At 36.9% G+C, this 18069-nt stretch carries 21 protein-coding genes; 14 read left to right on the top strand and 7 right to left on the bottom strand.

Annotated features, from left to right (window positions below; translation table 11 throughout):
* Window positions 1–93: 93 nt before the first annotated feature.
* From F7731_RS00925 to F7731_RS00900, 6 genes are all read left to right on the top strand, one after another.
* The gene (locus tag F7731_RS00925; RefSeq protein WP_151532891.1) at window positions 94–942 is read left to right on the top strand and encodes a M15 family metallopeptidase; all 849 of its coding nucleotides are present in this window, start codon (window positions 94–96) and stop codon (window positions 940–942) included.
* Window positions 943–1118: 176 nt separating this feature from the next.
* On the top strand, window positions 1119–2525 hold the full coding sequence (locus tag F7731_RS00920; protein WP_484482010.1) for a lmo1851 family serine protease: 1407 nt from the start codon (window positions 1119–1121) through the stop codon (window positions 2523–2525).
* A gap of 280 nt (window positions 2526–2805) precedes the next feature.
* Window positions 2806–3744 carry an LCP family protein gene (locus F7731_RS00915; RefSeq protein WP_246197108.1) on the top strand — a complete coding sequence of 313 codons (939 nt, stop codon included), beginning with the start codon at window positions 2806–2808 and terminating at the stop codon, window positions 3742–3744.
* Between the two features lie 112 nt (window positions 3745–3856).
* Window positions 3857–4267 carry a hypothetical protein gene (locus tag F7731_RS00910; protein WP_151532889.1) on the top strand — a complete coding sequence of 137 codons (411 nt, stop codon included), beginning with the start codon at window positions 3857–3859 and terminating at the stop codon, window positions 4265–4267.
* Complete coding sequence (locus F7731_RS00905) at window positions 4254–5177, top strand: CobW family GTP-binding protein (RefSeq protein ID WP_151532888.1); 924 nt, start codon at window positions 4254–4256, stop codon at window positions 5175–5177. Before F7731_RS00910 ends, F7731_RS00905 begins: the two co-directional genes overlap by 14 nt.
* A gap of 133 nt (window positions 5178–5310) precedes the next feature.
* Window positions 5311–6147 carry a hypothetical protein gene (locus F7731_RS00900; protein ID WP_151532887.1) on the top strand — a complete coding sequence of 279 codons (837 nt, stop codon included), beginning with the start codon at window positions 5311–5313 and terminating at the stop codon, window positions 6145–6147.
* Between the two features lie 19 nt (window positions 6148–6166).
* On the opposite strand, the gene F7731_RS00895 is transcribed toward F7731_RS00900, so the two are convergent.
* The gene (locus tag F7731_RS00895; RefSeq protein ID WP_151532886.1) at window positions 6167–6406 is read right to left on the bottom strand and encodes a DNA alkylation repair protein; all 240 of its coding nucleotides are present in this window, start codon (window positions 6404–6406) and stop codon (window positions 6167–6169) included.
* A gap of 107 nt (window positions 6407–6513) precedes the next feature.
* Between F7731_RS00895 and F7731_RS00890 the strand changes: the two genes are divergently transcribed.
* The 5 genes from F7731_RS00890 (at window position 6514) to F7731_RS00870 (ending at window position 11261) form a co-directional block, all read left to right on the top strand.
* Window positions 6514–6783: a hypothetical protein gene (locus F7731_RS00890; RefSeq protein ID WP_151532885.1), complete on the top strand. Its 270-nt coding sequence runs from the start codon at window positions 6514–6516 to the stop codon at window positions 6781–6783.
* Between the two features lie 82 nt (window positions 6784–6865).
* Window positions 6866–7846, top strand: a complete 981-nt coding sequence (locus tag F7731_RS00885; protein WP_246197107.1) for a YncE family protein — start codon at window positions 6866–6868, stop codon at window positions 7844–7846.
* Window positions 7847–8057: 211 nt separating this feature from the next.
* Window positions 8058–8735: a response regulator transcription factor gene (locus F7731_RS00880; protein ID WP_151532884.1), complete on the top strand. Its 678-nt coding sequence runs from the start codon at window positions 8058–8060 to the stop codon at window positions 8733–8735.
* Window positions 8732–10126: a sensor histidine kinase gene (locus F7731_RS00875; RefSeq protein WP_151532883.1), complete on the top strand. Its 1395-nt coding sequence runs from the start codon at window positions 8732–8734 to the stop codon at window positions 10124–10126. The genes F7731_RS00880 and F7731_RS00875 overlap by 4 nt, the downstream gene beginning before the upstream one ends.
* A 340-nt stretch (window positions 10127–10466) precedes the next feature.
* Complete coding sequence (locus tag F7731_RS00870) at window positions 10467–11261, top strand: CAP domain-containing protein (RefSeq protein ID WP_151532882.1); 795 nt, start codon at window positions 10467–10469, stop codon at window positions 11259–11261.
* A gap of 57 nt (window positions 11262–11318) precedes the next feature.
* Here F7731_RS00870 and F7731_RS00865 read toward each other — a convergent pair whose 3' ends face one another.
* Together F7731_RS00865 and F7731_RS00860 are read right to left on the bottom strand one after the other, a co-directional pair.
* On the bottom strand, window positions 11319–11795 hold the full coding sequence (locus F7731_RS00865; RefSeq protein ID WP_151532881.1) for an Hsp20/alpha crystallin family protein: 477 nt from the start codon (window positions 11793–11795) through the stop codon (window positions 11319–11321).
* Window positions 11796–11830: 35 nt separating this feature from the next.
* Window positions 11831–12319: an Hsp20/alpha crystallin family protein gene (locus F7731_RS00860; RefSeq protein ID WP_151532880.1), complete on the bottom strand. Its 489-nt coding sequence runs from the start codon at window positions 12317–12319 to the stop codon at window positions 11831–11833.
* Window positions 12320–12520: 201 nt separating this feature from the next.
* Here F7731_RS00860 and F7731_RS00855 point away from each other — a divergent pair, with 201 nt between their 5' ends.
* Window positions 12521–13294: an SDR family oxidoreductase gene (locus F7731_RS00855; RefSeq protein WP_151532879.1), complete on the top strand. Its 774-nt coding sequence runs from the start codon at window positions 12521–12523 to the stop codon at window positions 13292–13294.
* A gap of 35 nt (window positions 13295–13329) precedes the next feature.
* On the opposite strand, the gene F7731_RS00850 is transcribed toward F7731_RS00855, so the two are convergent.
* Window positions 13330–14697, bottom strand: coding sequence for an MATE family efflux transporter (locus F7731_RS00850; protein WP_151532878.1), 1368 nt, complete (start codon window positions 14695–14697; stop codon window positions 13330–13332).
* 144 nt (window positions 14698–14841) lie between these two features.
* Between F7731_RS00850 and F7731_RS00845 the strand changes: the two genes are divergently transcribed.
* Window positions 14842–14997, top strand: a complete 156-nt coding sequence (locus F7731_RS00845; RefSeq protein WP_151532877.1) for a DUF2639 domain-containing protein — start codon at window positions 14842–14844, stop codon at window positions 14995–14997.
* 169 nt (window positions 14998–15166) lie between these two features.
* Window positions 15167–15325 (top strand): hypothetical protein, encoded by a 159-nt coding sequence (locus F7731_RS26295; protein WP_170289619.1) that lies wholly within the window; start codon window positions 15167–15169, stop codon window positions 15323–15325.
* A gap of 60 nt (window positions 15326–15385) precedes the next feature.
* Here F7731_RS26295 and F7731_RS00840 read toward each other — a convergent pair whose 3' ends face one another.
* From F7731_RS00840 to uptA, 3 genes are all read right to left on the bottom strand, one after another.
* Window positions 15386–15946 carry a GNAT family N-acetyltransferase gene (locus tag F7731_RS00840; RefSeq protein ID WP_151532876.1) on the bottom strand — a complete coding sequence of 187 codons (561 nt, stop codon included), beginning with the start codon at window positions 15944–15946 and terminating at the stop codon, window positions 15386–15388.
* 301 nt (window positions 15947–16247) lie between these two features.
* The gene (locus F7731_RS00835) at window positions 16248–17372 is read right to left on the bottom strand and encodes an amidohydrolase (protein ID WP_151532875.1); all 1125 of its coding nucleotides are present in this window, start codon (window positions 17370–17372) and stop codon (window positions 16248–16250) included.
* 102 nt (window positions 17373–17474) lie between these two features.
* Window positions 17475–18062 carry an undecaprenyl phosphate transporter UptA gene (gene uptA, locus F7731_RS00830; RefSeq protein ID WP_151532874.1) on the bottom strand — a complete coding sequence of 196 codons (588 nt, stop codon included), beginning with the start codon at window positions 18060–18062 and terminating at the stop codon, window positions 17475–17477.
* Between the last annotated feature and the right edge of the window lie 7 nt (window positions 18063–18069).

Raw genomic sequence — 18069 nt, 5'->3', positions numbered from 1 at the left:
ACTTTCAATAAATGGTACAAAACAATCTCTGATAATATTTGATTTTCATGTTAAAATGGAAGGCGGTAAAAGTAATTAAAGATAGGTGAAAGAATGAAGAAATTATTTGTATTAACGGCAGCATCGTTGCTTATGCTCTCAGGCTGTAATAAGATTGAACCTTATTTAGAAAAGATTCCATTTTTCCAAAAGGAAAACAATGTAGCTAATGAGAGTGAAACAGGCGAGAAGGAATCTAATTCTGATAAAGAAAAAACTTCTGAGGAGAAAGAAGGCAAAAGTCAGGAAAAGGACGCTACTTCCTTAGAAGCGGCTTTTTTTAATGATGTAATAACAGTAGATGGGAAGAAAATTATTCAAAATCCGACTAATGTAATGGCATTAGTTAATAAACAATTTTCCTTGCCTGATGGTTATGCGCCAGAGGATTTAATGAGACCAGATGTGCTGTATTCATTTGGTGATCAAGATATTGAGAAAGCGTATATGCGAGAAGAAGCAGCTAAAGCGTTAGAGGCTATGTTTACTGAAGCGAAGAAAAATAACATTCATCTTTTTGCTGTTTCTGGTTATCGTTCGTATGAAAGACAGAAAGCTGTGTTTAATGCTGAAGTAAATACGTATGGAGAAGAAAAGGCAGTCCAAGCAGTTGCAATTCCTGGAACGAGTGAACACCAAACAGGATTAGCGATGGACATGTCGAGCCAAAGTGCTAATTTTGAACTTTCAGAAGCATTTGGGGAAACACTAGAAGGAAAATGGGTAGCTGCAAATGCTCATCGATTCGGATTTATTCTTCGCTACCCGAAAGGTAAAGAAGAAATTACGGGCTATAAATTCGAACCGTGGCATTTCCGATATGTAGGCAAGAATGCTGCAGCAGTTATTTATGAAAAACAGCTGACATTAGAAGAATATTTTGAAATTGTGAAGAAGATATAATAGGGAGGCTAGACTTTGTCTAGCTTCTTTTGATATTAAAAACAAAATCGAAAAGTTTTCTTTTGTTCTTTTCATCAAAAAAATGGTATTCTATTCAATAAGGATTTCGCTAGGCTATGAAAGTGGTGAGGAGTTTGCAAGATAAAGAAGTGAAACAGGAATCAGGCTTTATTCGGATGAAAAAGTTTAATTTCATCATGCTTATATTTTTTCTCGTCTTTTTATCGATTGGTATCACAATATTTGCGCTTGTCTTTGGAGATGAAAAGGCAGTAGAAATGGGAGTGGATCGCAGCGAATTCGAAAAGCTATATTCTGCTTACGATACGTTGAACAATTCCTATTTCCAAGAAGTTGATAAAGAAAAGTTAATTAATGGCGCCATTAATGGAATGGTTGATGCTCTTGATGATCCTTATTCGGATTATATGACAGTCGACGAGGCACAAAGCTTTCATCAGAGTATTTCATCTTCTTTCGAAGGAATTGGGGCAGAAATTCAGGAACAAGGCGGATTAATTGTCATTGTCACGCCAATAAAAGGCTCTCCTGCCGAAAAAGCTGGACTCAAACCAAATGATAAAGTACTTTCTGTTGACGGAAAAAGTATTCAAGGAATGAGTGCAACAGAGGCAGTCACTTTAATTAGAGGAAAAAAAGGCACTAAAGTTGAGCTTTCTATTCAAAGACCTGGGATGGATGAAGCACTATCTGTTCCAATTGTCCGTGACACAATTCCAATTGAGACAGTATATGGGGAAATGATGGAGGATGGGATTGCCAAAGTCCAAATTACATCTTTTTCTGAAAACACGTCGAAAGAATTAATCAAAACTTTGAATGATTTACAACAAAAAGGCATGAAGGGCCTTGTTCTTGATTTAAGACAAAATCCTGGTGGGCTGTTAACTCAGGCAATTGAAATTTCTAGTTTATTTGTGCCTGAAGGAAAGACAATTTTCCAAGTGGAGGACCGCAACGGCACTCGAAACGAAGTAAAGTCAAAAGGGTCAAAAAGCCGGCAAATTCCTTTAGTTGTTGTTATCGATAAAGGAAGTGCAAGTGCATCCGAGATTCTTGCTGGTGCTGTGAAAGAATCTGCAGATGTTCCTCTCATAGGGGAGAAGTCATTTGGAAAGGGTACTGTACAACGCGCAGAGGATTTTTCAGATGGGTCTAATTTGAAATTTACAACGGAAAAATGGCTTACACCAAATGGCAACTGGATTCATAAAAAAGGCATTCAACCAGATTATGAAGTGGCACTTCCGGAGTATGCTTCACTGCCAATTATCGATCCTGATTTAGAATTAAAGGTTTCTACATCATCGATGCAAGTAAAAGTCGCTCAACAGATGCTTACGGCAATTGGCTTTAATCCTGGCAGAGAGGATGGCTTCTTTGATGAGAACACTAAAAAAGCTGTTGAGGAATTTCAAACTGCAAATGGCCAGCAAGTAAATGGCATTTTAAAGGGAGAATCAACGATTAAATTAATGGGGCAATTACGAGAAAAGCTCAATAAAAATGATACACAAATTCAAAAAGCCGCTGAAGTTTTAAAACAAAAGCTTAGTAAATAAATGAAGGAGCAGCAGTTTCCGATAAGGGAGGTGCTGCTTCTTTGTCTAGTTCTAGGCCTAGCCCCGACGTACAGGATGTACTAGTGTCGACAATGCGACAGGACAAGGAAAGCTCATTCGAATAGTCATCGAAGGAACAATTTGTTCTTTAATTGTTCCAAAAGCGCTTCCACTTTTCTTTTTTCAAATAATGACCGGGTATAGAAACAGCCTATTTTTCGAACAATGAAAGTACATGTATACCCTCTATAAAAGTTTTTCCGCATCAGAGGTGATTTGTTTGTTAAGAAGGCTGCTTATATTAAGTTTTATTTGTGTTTTATTAAATGCATGCAGTTCAAGCTTTTCTGAGAGAAATATGAATGAAAAAGCAAGCCCAAAACCGATGAATGTAATCGAAAAAGTTATGGAAAATAATATTCCAACTATTCCTGTTGAGCCATTTAAATTAGCAAAAGAGCCAAAAAACTTCTTGCTGATTGGTGTTGATAGCAGAGGAGAAAAGGATTCCCGTTCAGATACAATTATGCTTGCGCGTTATGAACCCGCCGATAAAAAGATGAAGCTTATATCCTTAATGAGGGATAGTTTTGTGAAAATCCCAGATCACCCATTACATTATAGTAAGCTCAATCATGCTTACTATCTTGGGGGAAAGGATTTGCTTAAGAGGACGGTTGAAGAAAACTTCGGGGTGAAAATCGATCATATGGCGATCATTGACTTTAATGGTTTCATTAACATGATGGATACGATTGCCCCAAATGGCATAGATGTCGTGGTTACAGAGGCAATGATCAAGGATATGAATTTACAAGTGAAGCCAGGTAAACAAAAGCTTCATGGAAAGGATCTACTGTCTTATGTTAGATTCAGACATGATGAAATGAGTGATTTTGGCAGGGTTAAAAGACAGCAAGAGGTGCTAATTTCACTGAAAGAACAAGTCATTAATCAATTTTCTACGCTTGAAGGAATTGCGAAATTTCCCGATATTATTAAGCAAGCAATGCAAAATGTCGAAACGGATTTGAAATTTGATGAAGCTTTTTCAATGGGGGCAAGCTTTCTTTTAAATCCTGTGAATGACATTCAAACATTAAGAATACCTGTCGCGAATAGCTTTGAAAATAAGAGTTATCAGCATGCAGGCTCTGTTCTTCAATTAGATTTTCATGAAAACGAAGAAGCAATTAAGCAATTTTTATTAACACATTAAGGAGCGGGCATTAGCTCGCTTTTCTTATTCAGGCAGAACATATCGTTTGTTTGATAAGAGAAAATCAGCTAAAATGTGTCATTAGGACTCCATTTTAATCCGAGGTGGTTTTTTGAAATTAATTGTTGATCTAAACGAACAGATTAAAAAGGATATTGCTAAGCTTGAAGAAGAGTGTGAGCAAATAGGAAAAAAGCTTCAAACGATGTATAAGCAAAAGTTCAATGCGTTGAATGAGCAATTCATTATTGAGCTAATTAGAGAAATAAAAGGGAAACAAGCGACCGATGAGGATATTTTTTCTGATCGTTATGAGTCGTATTTGGAACTTGGTGTGGAGAAAAATGGCATGTATTTCCCAAACAGTTCGATTCCCATATGGAAATGCAAGGCGGAGATGTTTCATAAAGTTGGTTATTTAATGAAATTATCTATCCCTTCATTAGAAGCAAAGCTAAAAAACTTGATTATTGACATATTTGAAGATCATAGGAGAGAACTGGACGAAAATGATGACGACTGAAATTTATGTGCTTGCCGGGTTTCTTGGCAGTGGAAAAACAACCTTATTAAAACAGCTATTAACAGAAGAAAAAAAGCAAAATCGAAAAGTAGCTGTGATGATGAACGAGCTTGGCAAGGTGTCTATTGATTCTGATGCTGTTGAGGACGATGTTCCGCTCAAAGAGCTGCTTGATGGCTGTATTTGCTGCTCTATTCAAGATCAACTAGAGGCTCAACTGCAAGGTCTGCTAAGCCTAGAAAAACCGGATGTCATTTATATAGAAGCAACAGGTGCTGCCCATCCTGTTGAAGTATTAGATGATGTTTTGTCACCGCTTTTCGCAGACAAAATACATGTAAAGGGTATTATTTCAGTAGTCGATGGGGAAAGATGGTTAAACCGCAAATCTTTGAGTCCCCAAGTACAGCAGCTATTAATTGAACAAGTCCGTCATGCAGATTTAATTTTATTAAATAAAACAGATGTATTAAATGAAGAAGAACAAGCAAGGCTTTCTATGGAAATTCAATCACTGAATGGTCAAGCCTTCACTTTATTAACTACATACTCGAAAGTACCAATACAGTATGTAAGGAAGTTATCTGGAGGTAAAAAGCATTCACAAATAAGTTCACATGTTACGACAGACTTAAAGCTAAGTACATTCGTCTATAAGTTTGAAAACAGTGTGGATCAAAATGAGTTTGAAAATTTCTTACGAAACCTGCCCGATACAATATACCGAATAAAAGGATATATTAAATTTACCTTCTCGACCTATCCTTTCTTATTTCAATTTTCATACGGGATGCCTATTTATTTACAGGAAAATATGAATATGCCATTGAACTTAGTTTTTATCGGGGAAAAAGTGGATTGGCAGCTGATTTATGATAAGCTAAAACAATTAGAGAATAGAAATTCCTAACTTAAGGAAGAATCGTGTAGAAATTCAGCACGATTTTTTTTTTACCAAAATGAATACATTTACGGCTTTTTTTGAAAACTATTCGAGAAGGAAAAAGGATTTGCTAATAAAACAAAGAAATTGAGTGGAGAATATGAAATCTTTCGTTGCAATTCTACTTTCTGTTTCGATGTTATTGCTTAGTACAACTGTGAATGCTGATGAAGAAGTAGGCGGTCAAATCGAGATGCTTCCTTGGGATAAGGTGAATAAAGTCCTGCCGAAATATAGTAAATTTACAGTTATGGATGTTGAAACAGGCAAGAAATTTAAAGTGCAAAGACGGGCGGGCAGTCATCATGCCGATGTGCAGCCGTTAACGGCAAAAGAAACAAAAATAATGAAGGAAATTTATAATGGCAAATGGAGTTGGAAGAGAAGAGCCATTATTGTCATACATAAAGGTCAATGGATTGCGGCTTCTATGCATGGAATGCCACACGGAGCGGGCGCTTTAGAAAATGATTTTCCTGGCCATTTTTGTATTCATTTTCATGGAAGTACAACCCATCGGACAAACTTTATGGATTTATCGCATAAATTAATGATTTTAAAAGCTGCAGGGAGATTAAAGGAATATGCCAGCAGTGCAGATCCATATGAAATCATTAGTGCCTTTATTTCTGGGTTTAAACAGCAAGATGAAGTAATAATATCAACCTTTTCCTTACAGAAAATAAAAGAGAAAAAACTACTGGGAAAAATCGAAAATATAAATCTAAATCGAATGTCCATTGTCCCTGTAGAGGATCATTTAAATGAGTTAAGTATTGAAGTACCAGTTGATATTGAATTTATTATTCAAAATAAAGGCAAGAAATACTTTAAAGGAAAAATATATTTAGTTCGTTTTTCACAGGCAGATGCGTGGAAAATTGATAGTGTGCGCTTTTTAGAAGAAACTGAATTAAAGCTCAATAAAAAAACTTGAGTAAATATCTCAAGTTTTTTTACATTTGACCAAATTTGATAAACGTTCGCTCATCCTCGACTAAGCCGCACGAGCCGCATTGTACCCTAATCTCAGGACCTTTGTATGCCATGTGAAAGGGGCTTAATTCTCCGCTCGAATATTGTTCAATAATGTTTCCTGTTTGGGGGTCAAGCTTAACAGACTGCGGAACTTGTCTAATAATATTGAAACGGCTGCGATTTGTTTTGCAATTCGGGCAGCAATATGGTGTACTCATTTACATTCTCCTTTCATGATTGTTAACCTATTTTTTGCAAAACCGATTTTAAATATGTAAAAATGGAAGTATCACTACTATCACTACTATAGAAAGGCAAGATGAATATGCTTGATTACAAATGTTTACTAAATGAATATCGGAAATTATGGAAAAATAGGCCACTTTTTGTTGAGGAAGGGTCTGAGTCTGAAGCGATTTTAAAAGAAGCTATTATGAGAGAAATGAAAGATGAGAATGCTCATCCGCGTGTTCGAAAAAACCCAATGGATAAGTTTTATTTAGCGACGAAAAGAATTATGGAGTCTGAATTAGCAGATGAAAGTAAGTTGGCATTAATGAGGCTGCATATAGAGTTAATGATGCTCATGAAATAGGGATATAAGAATATTAGGATAACTTCACAATTTAAACACATATAGGCAATATAATGAAGAAAAATGTAAAAAGGAGAAAATCGTGCCTATTTTCCGAATGGTTTTTATTATTTTGGCAGCTGTATTTCTTTCTTCCTGTACGAGCCAAAAATATTCCCCTATTGAACCTGATCTTTCAATTGCCGCGAGTGTGAATATTAAAGATATGTCTGTCTCCTTCATTGATGTTGTAAATATGAAAAAGCTGACAGATTGGGAGCTGAATAAGCCATATACTGGCGCTGTTATTTTCCCAGATGGAGATACGTTATTACTATATGGGAAACAGCTTGAAACTGCTGATTTATATTCCTTAAAATTAGGAATATCGATTGGGAGCTGGAATACAGGAAAAGGAATTGTGAACGGCAAGCTACTTAAAAAAAACACGTATATAGCGTTGGCCGATCAAAATCAAAATAAGATTCGCTTCTTTGATCTAAACGGTCAAGAAAAAGCCGACATTAAAACGGAGAGGAATCCATTTACCATTCTCGAGTCTGAAAAGGAACAAAAGCTTTATGTATTAAGTTTTAATCGCGAACAGCTTACCGTGATTGATTTAAGAAAATTGGTGAAATTGGCTAATTTTCATATCCATCCGGCAGCTGCTGGAGCATGGTTAAATGATGGTAAAAATGAACTTTGGATTGGAGGCCATGGATCAGGTGCTGAAGTGGAAAAGGATATCCATGTGTACGATTCTGAATCTGGAGAATTTAAATACAAGATTCCAGCCCCTACTATGCCAGTAAATTTTTTAGGATTCTCCAATCATGTTTTTGTTCTTAGTCATGGATCAAATATGCTTTATAAATTGAATGAAGATGGCAATGTAATCAATTCAACTACAATAGGGGCTAACCCATTTGATATGGCCTTATTAGATCAATATTTAATGGTGGCCGGCTATGATAGCAATGATGTCCATATTATTAACCCCGATAACTTAGAGAGTATTATAACAATCCCCGTTGGAAAAGGCCCATTTCAAATTGTGATCAGAAAAGCGGAAGCGCCTTGAACAGGGGCGACAAGCATAAGACGAGCCATCAAGGAGGTTGTTTTTTAACCTGCTGGATGGATTGGCTTATGACCTCCGACGTACAGGACGTACTAGTGCCGACGTTGCCACAGAACGTGGCGTACTTAGTCGGCGAGCCCCTAGGCGCTGGAGCTAGACAAAGAAAAGCGGAAGCGCCCTTAGCAGGGGCGACTTTAAGGGAGAGAAGTGAATGGAGAAATTAAACATCCTTATCATCGATGATGAGGAAGATATGCGGCATCTTTTAGAAATGTATCTTGAAAACTCGGGGTTTCGCTGTTTCACTGCAGATGATGGACAAGAAGGGTATGCCATTTTGAAGGAAACACCCATCTCTTTAATCATTCTTGATATTATGATGCCTGATGAAGACGGGTTTCAAGTTTGTACAAAGATTCGAGAAGAATACGATGTCCCAATTATTTTTTTATCGGCAAAAGGGGAAGAATGGGACAAGGTAAAGGCTTTACAGCTTGGCGGAGATGACTATATTGTTAAGCCCTTCAGTCCTGGTGAGCTTATTGCAAGAATTCATGCGATTTTACGAAGGGCGGGAATAACAAAACAGGACAATCACCTACATATGGGGAAAATCGAAATGGACAGGCTTGCTCGAAGTGTACGGGTGGATGGGGAGCGCATTGTATTAACTTTAAAGGAATTCGAGCTTTTACTTTGCTTCATCGATCATCAGTCTCAAGCATTAAGCAGAGAACAACTACTTGACTTTGTATGGGGTTTGGATTACATAGGGAGTCTGAGAACAGTAGACACTCATATTAAAACATTAAGAATGAAGCTAGGTGTCGCAGATTATATCCAAACAGTATGGGGAATCGGCTATAAATTTGAGGTGCCGGCAAAATGAAATGGATAAAAAGTAGTATAGCCAAAAAGCTTTGGTTTACTATTACAGCGGCGATTATTATTACGATTCTTTATTCCTATTTTTTATCCTACTTTTTTTATGAAAAAATGTATGTTAACAACGTCGAAACATCATTAATTGAAGAAGGACAGCGATTAGCAAGCGATTATGAAGGCGGACCATTGACAGAGGAATTAAAAGAAAAAATTGAGTGGTATGGATCGAAGTCTGAATTAGAAATATTTATCGTCAGCAATCCACGAGAATTAAGTGCATGCTTACCATTTGAAATCGATTATGAAGCATTAATTAGCGGGAAGGAAAGAGAAGAATTACTGAAGGGGAATCCTGTTCAAAAAATCGGCTATGAGGAACGTTTTGATCGCGACATTATGGCGGTTGTTATTCCCCTCCTTGACCAAGCCCGGCTAGAGGGAATAATTTATCTTTATTTGCCGTTAGCAAAAATTTCAGAAGTAACGACAGATTTTGCTTATTTATGGTTAATTGCTGCATTGCTTTTTTTAGTTATCGCGATTTTTTTTGGAACGGTGCTCGTAAAAAGGCTCACAAAGCCTTTACTAGAGATGAAGCGTGCAGCAGAGCATGTTTCAAATGGTGACTACTCCATTCAAGTTCTCAATCATTCTACGGATGAAATCGGGCAGCTCGCGAACGCTTTTAATCATATGGCAGCATCTATTCAGCGCGAAGATGAACGAAGAAAAGAATTTCTTGCTAATATTTCACATGAATTAAGGACACCAATCAGCTATGTAAAAGGGTATAGTGAAGCATTAATTTCGGGGATTGTGAAAGAGGATTGTGAGCGCTATTTACAGCTTATTCATAGGGAAGCGGGAAGAATGGAAAGACTTGTTGGGGATTTGCTAGATTTGTCACAGCTTGATTCTGAAGAATTTAGGCTTGAAAAAATGCCCATTTCCCTATCACAAGTGATAGAAGATTCATTGCAAAAATTTTGGCCGGTTTTAAAAGAAAAAAACGTCAAGCTACATTATATGCTTGACCCCGATATTATCATTTATGGGGATGAGGGCAGATTTGAACAGGTAATCCAAAATATTATGGATAATTCTATTCGCTATACAGAAAAAGGCAAGATAACTCTCACACTTGCAAAAGTGAAGGAAGGCTGTTTGATAGAAATTATTGATACAGGATCAGGCATTCCCCGTGAGGATATTCCTAAAATTAAACAGCGTTTTTATAGAGTGAATAAAGCGAGAACAAGAAAGGATGGGGGAACCGGCTTAGGGCTTGCTATTGTCGAAAAGATCGTAAGTCTTCATGGCGGTAAACTATTAATTACTAGTAAATTGGGGGAAGGGACGACTGTCAGAATTACCCTTCCAATGCTAGAAATCTAGTTAAAAAAACCTTTACACATGTAACACCATCGTAACAAAAGTAAAACAAGCACTCTGCCAAAAAACCTGTCAATATTGAATTACTAGTATTTTTATGGAAGTTAGTTTAATAGCATTCCATGATTGGGTGGGATATCCATGGGTCTTACTTCCATTCTGTTTTATAAAAAGCCTTTTATTTTAAGGGTTTACTAGATTCAGGTTATTTTTTATGCAATTTACTTATACCGTTTTAAGATCATTGTTAAATTCTCCTATAAATATTACGAAAAACCATGTGTTATGATGATTATGCAAGTTAGCCAACACATAAAACTTCAACTTCAAGGAGGATTTATAGATGAATAAAAAAATGTTATTTTCAGTAGCAGCGGCAGCAGCATTACTAGTTTCTAATCCAGTGGTGAACAAGGCAGCAGCAGCATCTTATTGCCCAACGCCACAACAAGCAAAAGTATTTTACTCTCAACCTACTAATATAAACAATGATCAACTTAATAGCATTCTGCAAAACACTCTTAAAAATTTCAATATTCAATGGAATATGAATGATCTAAATAAGCAGTTTGGACAAGCTCCAACATGGCAAATGCCAGTACAACAGCAACCTGTACAGAAGCCAGTTCAACAGCAACCTGTACAGAAGCCAGTTCAACAGCAACCTGTACAACAACAACCAGTACAACAAAAGCCGGTTCAACAACAACCAACTGCACAAAAGCCAGTACAGCAACCGACTACTCCAGCGTCTTCATCTGTAAGTGCTTATGAGCAAAAAGTAGTTGAATTAACGAACCAACAACGTGCGAAATACGGCGTGCCAGCATTACAATTAGATGTAAACTTAAGCAAAGTTGCTCGTGCAAAATCTCTTGACATGAAAACAAAAGGATACTTTGATCATAATAGCCCAACTTACGGCTCACCATTCGATATGATGAAGCAATTTGGCATCACTTACAGTTCAGCAGGTGAGAACATTGCGATGGGTCAACGTACACCTGAAGAAGTAGTTAATGCTTGGATGAACTCTGACGGTCACCGTAAAAACATCCTAAATCCAAGCTTCACACATATCGGTGTTGGATACGTAGCAGAAGGTAACTACTGGACACAACAATTTATTGGTAAATAATATTGGCACAGTTTGAAAAAGAGCAGTCTTTGGCTGCTCTTTTTCTTTTTGAACAAATCATGATGAAGAGGATTCTTCATGATTAAGCGTGATTGGAATATTTTCGTGATCTGTCTGATTAAATGGAAGGATAATGGATAATATACCATTTTTAAAATGGGTTTGAATTTCTTGTCGATTAATTTGAACTGGGATCGTAATCTTTTTTTCAAATGTTCTGTTTGGTCTTTCTTTTAAATAATACTTAATCGACGGTTTGATCGTTTTGCATTCTCCTTTTAGGATTAGCTCATCTTGCTTAAGAAATACTTTTATCTCATTTATTTCTACCCCAGGGAGCTCGGCTTCTACAATGAGACATTCATTTTCTTCAAATACATCACAGCGTGGAAAAATGTCCTGGTTTGAAAAAAAATTTGCCGCCAATTCCTCAGTTGCATGAATTTGTTTGCTTTCAAACACATCATTCCAAAAGCTTTTTGTTTGATATTGATTCGTTAAATCCATCCATTGTTTTAATTTTTCATATTCCACGGATATTCCTCCTAATCATCTATCCTAAAAAGAAATCACATAATTTCGGTAATATCTATTTCAGAATACTGCATATCGACGTTTTTCGGGATTTTCATTTCTAACATGCCGTCCTTGTAAAAAGCAGTTGCTCCTTTTTTTTTCACTAAGGCGGGGAGGATAATTGTATGCTTATCATCATTTTCTGGTATGTGCTCAATCATCATCTGGTTTGATGTATGATAAATCTTCATATTTTTCAGCCACTCTTCATCTTTAATCGGGATTCTAACAAAAACATCCCCATGTGTCTCGAAAACAGATGAGCGTAGAGTGGACGATGATGATTGCGTGTTTTGCTTTTCAGCGTTTTGAAAGCCTGACATAAAGCTTTGCGGGTTCATCGTGCCTTGCATGCCCTTCATCTGTTCGGGAAGCATTTGGCTCATCATATTTTGGACATATTTATCAATCTCATCTGGCTTTATTTGCTTCATCATATTTTTCATATCTTTATTAAAAGGGAATAAATTCCAGGGAAACAAAGGGTATCCTCCTTTCGAAAACAGTCTTCAAGTTCATTCGTTTGGTTTAACGTATGCAGGTACACGCCTAATCGTTAATAAAATTCATGGTTCACAAGGATTCTTTCATATAATATTCATTTCATTTGCATATCATAGACGTTCTTCACTATATTTGTATTAAGGGTGTAATAAAAATAAATCATATAGCGAGGTATGTTCGTGAGAGAAAAAGCAGCTTTAATAACAGGAGGAGCAGCAGGTATTGGCAGAAGAACCGCTTATCAGCTGGCCGAAAATGGTGTTCACCTTGCCATCAATTATCGCAAGAGCAAAGTGGAAGCTGTCTCACTGGCAGAGGAATTAACTAAAAACTACGGTACTAAAAATATGGCTATTGGCGGCGATATAACAAATGTAGAAGATTGCCAAAGAATAGTAAATGAAGCACTGTCCAATTTTTCTAGTATAGATATTTTTATACATAATGCAGGTCCATACATGCATGAGAGAAAAGTTATGACCGAGTATTCATTTACCGAGTGGAATTACATGATCAATGGAAATTTAAATGCTTTATTTTATATTAGTAAGCTAATAATACCCAAAATGCGCGAAAAGGGCTGGGGGCGCATTATTTCTATAGGGTTTGATCGAGTAGAGACAGTACCAGGATGGATTTATCGATCCGCATTTGCAGCGGCAAAAAGCGGAGCGGCCTCTTTAACTAGAACGATTGCTCTTGAAGAAGCGGTTCATGGAATTACAGCCAATATGATTTGTCCTGGAGATATTACGAAAGATTGGAAGGAAAAAGAGATTTTCCAAGCTAGGGGAGTTCATGACGAAAATACCCCGATCGGAAGACCAGGAACAGGAGAAGATATCGCAAGAGTTATATCGTTTCTAATTGATGAAAAATCCGATTTTATTACCGGCAGCATTATCCCGATAACTGGAGGAATGGATGTGTTGGGGAAGGTGTTTAGAGAATAAAAAAGGGGAGAAAAAATTTTCACCCCTTTTTAATATTATTTCGCAAGTTTTTTTTGGTATATTACATTTTTCCTTTGGATCATGATGAGTCTGCTTGACAGGCAAATAGCTCCTGCTGCGAGGCCGATTATTAACCCAATCCAGTATCCAAATGCGCCCCAACTCGTGTAATTGGCAAGATAATAACCGAATGGCAGTCCAATGACCCAGTAAGAGATTAAGGTCATAATTAGTGTCATATTGACGTCCTTATAGCCTCTCAACGCCCCTTGTACAGGTGCCGCAATCGCATCTGATAGCTGGAAAAAGATTGCATAAATTAAAAATTGAGCAGTCAGCTGAATTACTTCTTGGTCCTTTGAATAAATAGCAGCTACCTCTGTTCGGGTGAAAAATAAGACCACACCACATAGGAAAGCCATAAGAACGGCAATGGTAATTCCAATCCAGCTGTATTCTTTCGCATCTTTGAATCGTTTAGCTCCAATTTCAAAACCGATAACAATCGTTAATGCCATCGATATGCTTAAAGGAACCATATAAAGGAAGGAAGCGAAATTTAATGCTGCTTGGTGAGCAGCAATTGTTACTGTGCTAAAATTACTCATAAACAATGTCACAGCTGCAAAAATACTTGTTTCAAAGAAGATTGCAAACCCAATTGGTACACCGATCAATAGGATTTCTTTCCATTTCGATAAAGAAACGCTGTAGAGCTTTCGGAAAATACCGAAAGAGGAAAAAGGAAGGGATTTATGCACAATAATTATAGCAATCAATGTAATAAGCCAATAAGTAATTGCTGTTGCGTAACCTGAACCAATCCCGCCAAGTTCCGGAAAACCCATTTTTCCAAAAATTAATAAATAATTAAAAATAATATTAATCGGCAGAGCCATTAATGTAATGAACATTGTTACTCTTGTTTTTCCTAAAGCATCCATAAATGACCGTAAAACATTGTAAACGAATAATGGCAGCATTCCATAGCTTAAAGCCGCTAAAAAGCCATAAGCCTTTAAATGAACGGCCTCCTCTAATTTCATGGCATTTAAAATGGGATTTAGGGCAAAACTGCCAGCTATGAGAACAATAATGGCCATCACGCAAGCAAGGTAGATTCCTTGTATGACTGAATTCGGAACCTCTTGGCGTTTTTTTCCTCCGATTAGCTGTGCGACGATGGGAGTAATCGATAATAATATTCCGCTCAGCCCCGTAAATACAGGCAACCAAAGAGATGAGCCAATGGCGACTCCAGCAAGATCCTCAGAACTATAGTGTCCAGACATCATCGTATCAAAAAAGCTCATCGAATACATGGCAAGCTGCGTAATTAAAATTGGAATTAATATGGTTAGCAGCTGCTTTATTTTTTCTCTTGACGTAAATGTTTGATTCATTTTCATCCTCTTTCACTTTAAGTTCGAAAAAGAAATTATAACATATTCTTGATTGTTTTTATGAATTATTTGCATGTGTTTGGTCTTGAACGGATGACGGGTGCATATATATGAATATGGACAAGCATTAGGAGGGGATGGACAATGGCGTATAGAGGATCAAAAGGCTGGTATATTCAAAAGTTAAAGGAAGCAGGTTTACAAAAGCATCCAATTGAGTTAAAAAAGCTGGAATTGTATAAAACTTATATCGTACGAAATTTATACCTTGATTTATATAAAGAAGAAAATAACGCATAGAAAACAAGAGCTCCTATTGAGGGGCTTTTTAATTTTTATGACAAAGCAATTTTTTAATTATGTGAACTTTTAAAAATCACGAATGAGAATAAGTGCAGTTGTTAATTATAAGGGTAAATGATTGACTAACTAACTTCAAAAGTAAATACTAGTAAAGGAGTGGGACCTTATGAGCTTTCAACTAAACAGAATTAACCCAAATCAAACACAAGTTATGTATCAAGACGGCCGTTTTGAAACACTCACGAATGAAGAGTTGGACGATTTAATGGGGCAAATGGGGATAAGTGAAAGGTCTGAGGAACTGGAATCAAATATTACAGATTAGCTATCTATATTCGTATAGAAAAAAGCCAATTATCCCAATTGGCTTTTTTCCTGAATGATATTATGCCTCCATTAAATGAGAAGCATCCTGTACAGCAGAACCATTCCGCAAAACTTCTAATGTATATAAATCTTTCGGTATTTCATATAAATTGTAAATGTCCCCATTCGCATTTAACTGATCATAAACTGATTTTCGCGTTTCATTTGCTTTTATGATGTAAGGAAGCTTTTCAGCAGCCTTTTGTGAACGAATATTTTCTTTTCTTATACGCATGAAGATTGTTTCAATACCCATTTCATAAAAAAGCTCATTAAAGAAAGCGTCTTTTGCTAATTTATTATAGCCCATACCGTGGTATGGCTTTCCGAGCCAAGTGCCTAAAAAGCCGGCATTTTCTTCAATATCAAATAAATTAATCGTCCCGATTGGAGCGCCCCACTCATCAAGAATCGTCCGTGAAATTAATTCACCTCGTTCTTCTGCTTCGATTGTTTGTTTTGTCATAAAGACAAATTCATCATAGGAGTAAGCTTTTTGGCGCACAAAAGGGAAGACTTCAGGATGTGTCATTAAGTCAAATAACTGATGGCATTCATGAAAATCACGTTTCTTGAGCAAGGTTATCCCTCCAATTAGAGGACAGTCCTTCTCCATGCCAAATAGAGATTACGGTCCACCCTCGAAATTTTTTGTATATTGCTTAAAAAATTTCGGGGTGGGAATCGAACCCACTAGAACCAGTTTGACTGGTGGCGCACCATTTGCCTTCCCTATTTTATCATTGCTGATATTTTCTTTAAAAAAAATCAAACTTCATAAAAACATTTCACTATCGTATAATACTAAAAAAAAATAAAAAAGGAAATAGTTTTTTTGTGTATTTTTTTCAACAATTTTCTACAGTAAAATCCTACATTTTTCACTCATCAATATATTCAAAAATTCCATTAATCATCGTCCATTTTGGTTTAGCCAAATAATGAAAGGGGTGATGGCTCCATAGGACTAGGTCAGCATCTTTTCCAGCTTCAATACTGCCAAGCTGCTTATCAATTCGTAGGTTTTTCGCAGGGAGAATTGTGATTCCTTCTAGCGCTTTTTGTTCTGATAGACCTTCACGAACTGCTATCGCTGCACAAAGGTTTAAATATTGAATAGGCGTGTATGGATGGTCTGTCGTGATAGACACCTCAACCCCATGGTTTGTCAGCTCTTGATATGTTTTCCACGTTTTATTCTTCAGCTCAACTTTTGAGCGTCTTGTTAGAGTAGGACCAACTGATACCTTCAAACCAAGTCCAGCTAATTCTTCGGCAATTAAATGACCTTCTGTACAATGTTCAATGCGTAAATCGAGATTAAATTCTTCGGCAAATCTAATCGCAGAGATAATATCATCTGCACGATGGGCATGGATTCTTACAGGTATTTCACGGTTAAGAGCTTGAATAATAGGAGCTATCCGTAATGTATCGGGCTTGTCCGAAAGACTCGCTTCAAAAAATATTTCCCTTAGCTTTCCCATGATCCCCATTCGCGTAATGGAATCTTTATTTCCTTGGCTGTGAATTTGTTTCGGGTTTTCTCCGAGTGCAATTTTTAATCCGGCTGTTTCTTGAACAAGCATTTTCTTAATATTCTTCCCGGTCGTTTTGATGACAGATGTTGTCCCTCCGATTACGTTAGCACTTCCTGGCATAATATGCACGGTTGTAATCCCGTATTTGACTGCATCACTAAACGCCGGATCAAGCGGGTACACCCCATCCATAGCCCGAACATGCGGAGATAAAAGTTCGGCTGTTTCATTCGCGTCATTACCTGCCCAGCCTGTCCCTTCATCATAGAGACCTAGATGTGTATGAACATCAATAAATCCAGGCAGTAAATAATGGTTTTGACAATCAACGATATATACATCTGGATCTGTCATGTTTATTTTACCTGTTCCTATAATTTTTCCATTTTCAATTAATACATCGCCATAATAAGCAGTTTTTGTGACAGGATAAACATTGGCGTTTTTTAATAATATTTTCGTCATGATAATCCTTTCTTGCTTTACACATTTTTTTTAATTTTAACAACAAAGACAAGAATAAGGAATGATTTTTTTAGTTGAAAAAAACCGCAAAAGAAGCGGCAATTACTTAGAATGTCGTTTTTTATATAAAAAGTAGATGCCAATGGAAAGGAAAGCAAGTATGATAAGGGGCATTAGGAAAGGCTGGGCATATTGTTTAATATCACGCCAATGATCGCCAAGCTCCATGCCTAATAGTAAAAACAAGACGGTCCAAGGAATCATTGCAGCAACCGTATACAATGTAAAGGTAGAAAGCGGCATTTTGGCGATGCCAGCAGGGATAGAGATCGCATGGCGAATGACTGGGACAAATCTGGCAGTAAAAATAACACCAGTGCCATATTTTTGAAACCATTGCTCTGAAGCATCTAAATGTGCTTTTTTGATTAGTAAAAACTTCCCGTATTTATCAAGTACTGGTCTCCCTCCATAAACACCAAGCCAATATAAAAAAAGTTGAGCAAAAGTACCTCCAATGACACCAGCGATTAATGCCCCCAAAAAGTTGATCTTTCCAGTGCTAATTAAATAGCCTCCGTAGCTTAAGACGATTTCGCTCGGTATCACTTCAACCATTAAACCGAGTGCAATTCCTAAGTAACCTAATTGAGATAGCATGTCAAAAATAGAGAGGATGAAATCTTTCATTTGTAAA

This window comes from Cytobacillus depressus (assembly GCF_008923245.1).
GTDB lineage: Bacteria > Bacillota > Bacilli > Bacillales > Cytobacillaceae > Cytobacillus > Cytobacillus depressus.
This window is presented reverse-complemented; position numbering and strand designations above follow the sequence as displayed.

Excerpts from the sequence above, each read along its gene's own strand:
- F7731_RS00925 (WP_151532891.1), top strand. The coding sequence starts at position 94 with ATGAAGAAATTATTTGTATTAACGGCAGCATCGTTGCTTATGCTCTCA.
- F7731_RS00920 (WP_484482010.1), top strand. The coding sequence starts at position 1,119 with ATGAAAAAGTTTAATTTCATCATGCTTATATTTTTTCTCGTCTTTTTA.
- F7731_RS00905 (WP_151532888.1), top strand. The coding sequence starts at position 4,254 with ATGATGACGACTGAAATTTATGTGCTTGCCGGGTTTCTTGGCAGTGGA.
- F7731_RS00900 (WP_151532887.1), top strand. The coding sequence starts at position 5,311 with ATGAAATCTTTCGTTGCAATTCTACTTTCTGTTTCGATGTTATTGCTT.
- F7731_RS00895 (WP_151532886.1), bottom strand. The coding sequence starts at position 6,406 with ATGAGTACACCATATTGCTGCCCGAATTGCAAAACAAATCGCAGCCGT.
- F7731_RS00890 (WP_151532885.1), top strand. The coding sequence starts at position 6,514 with ATGCTTGATTACAAATGTTTACTAAATGAATATCGGAAATTATGGAAA.
- F7731_RS00880 (WP_151532884.1), top strand. The coding sequence starts at position 8,058 with ATGGAGAAATTAAACATCCTTATCATCGATGATGAGGAAGATATGCGG.
- F7731_RS00875 (WP_151532883.1), top strand. The coding sequence starts at position 8,732 with ATGAAATGGATAAAAAGTAGTATAGCCAAAAAGCTTTGGTTTACTATT.
- F7731_RS00870 (WP_151532882.1), top strand. The coding sequence starts at position 10,467 with ATGAATAAAAAAATGTTATTTTCAGTAGCAGCGGCAGCAGCATTACTA.
- F7731_RS00850 (WP_151532878.1), bottom strand. The coding sequence starts at position 14,697 with ATGAATCAAACATTTACGTCAAGAGAAAAAATAAAGCAGCTGCTAACC.
- F7731_RS00845 (WP_151532877.1), top strand. The coding sequence starts at position 14,842 with ATGGCGTATAGAGGATCAAAAGGCTGGTATATTCAAAAGTTAAAGGAA.
- F7731_RS26295 (WP_170289619.1), top strand. The coding sequence starts at position 15,167 with ATGAGCTTTCAACTAAACAGAATTAACCCAAATCAAACACAAGTTATG.
- F7731_RS00835 (WP_151532875.1), bottom strand. The coding sequence starts at position 17,372 with ATGACGAAAATATTATTAAAAAACGCCAATGTTTATCCTGTCACAAAA.
- uptA (WP_151532874.1), bottom strand. The coding sequence starts at position 18,062 with ATGAAAGATTTCATCCTCTCTATTTTTGACATGCTATCTCAATTAGGT.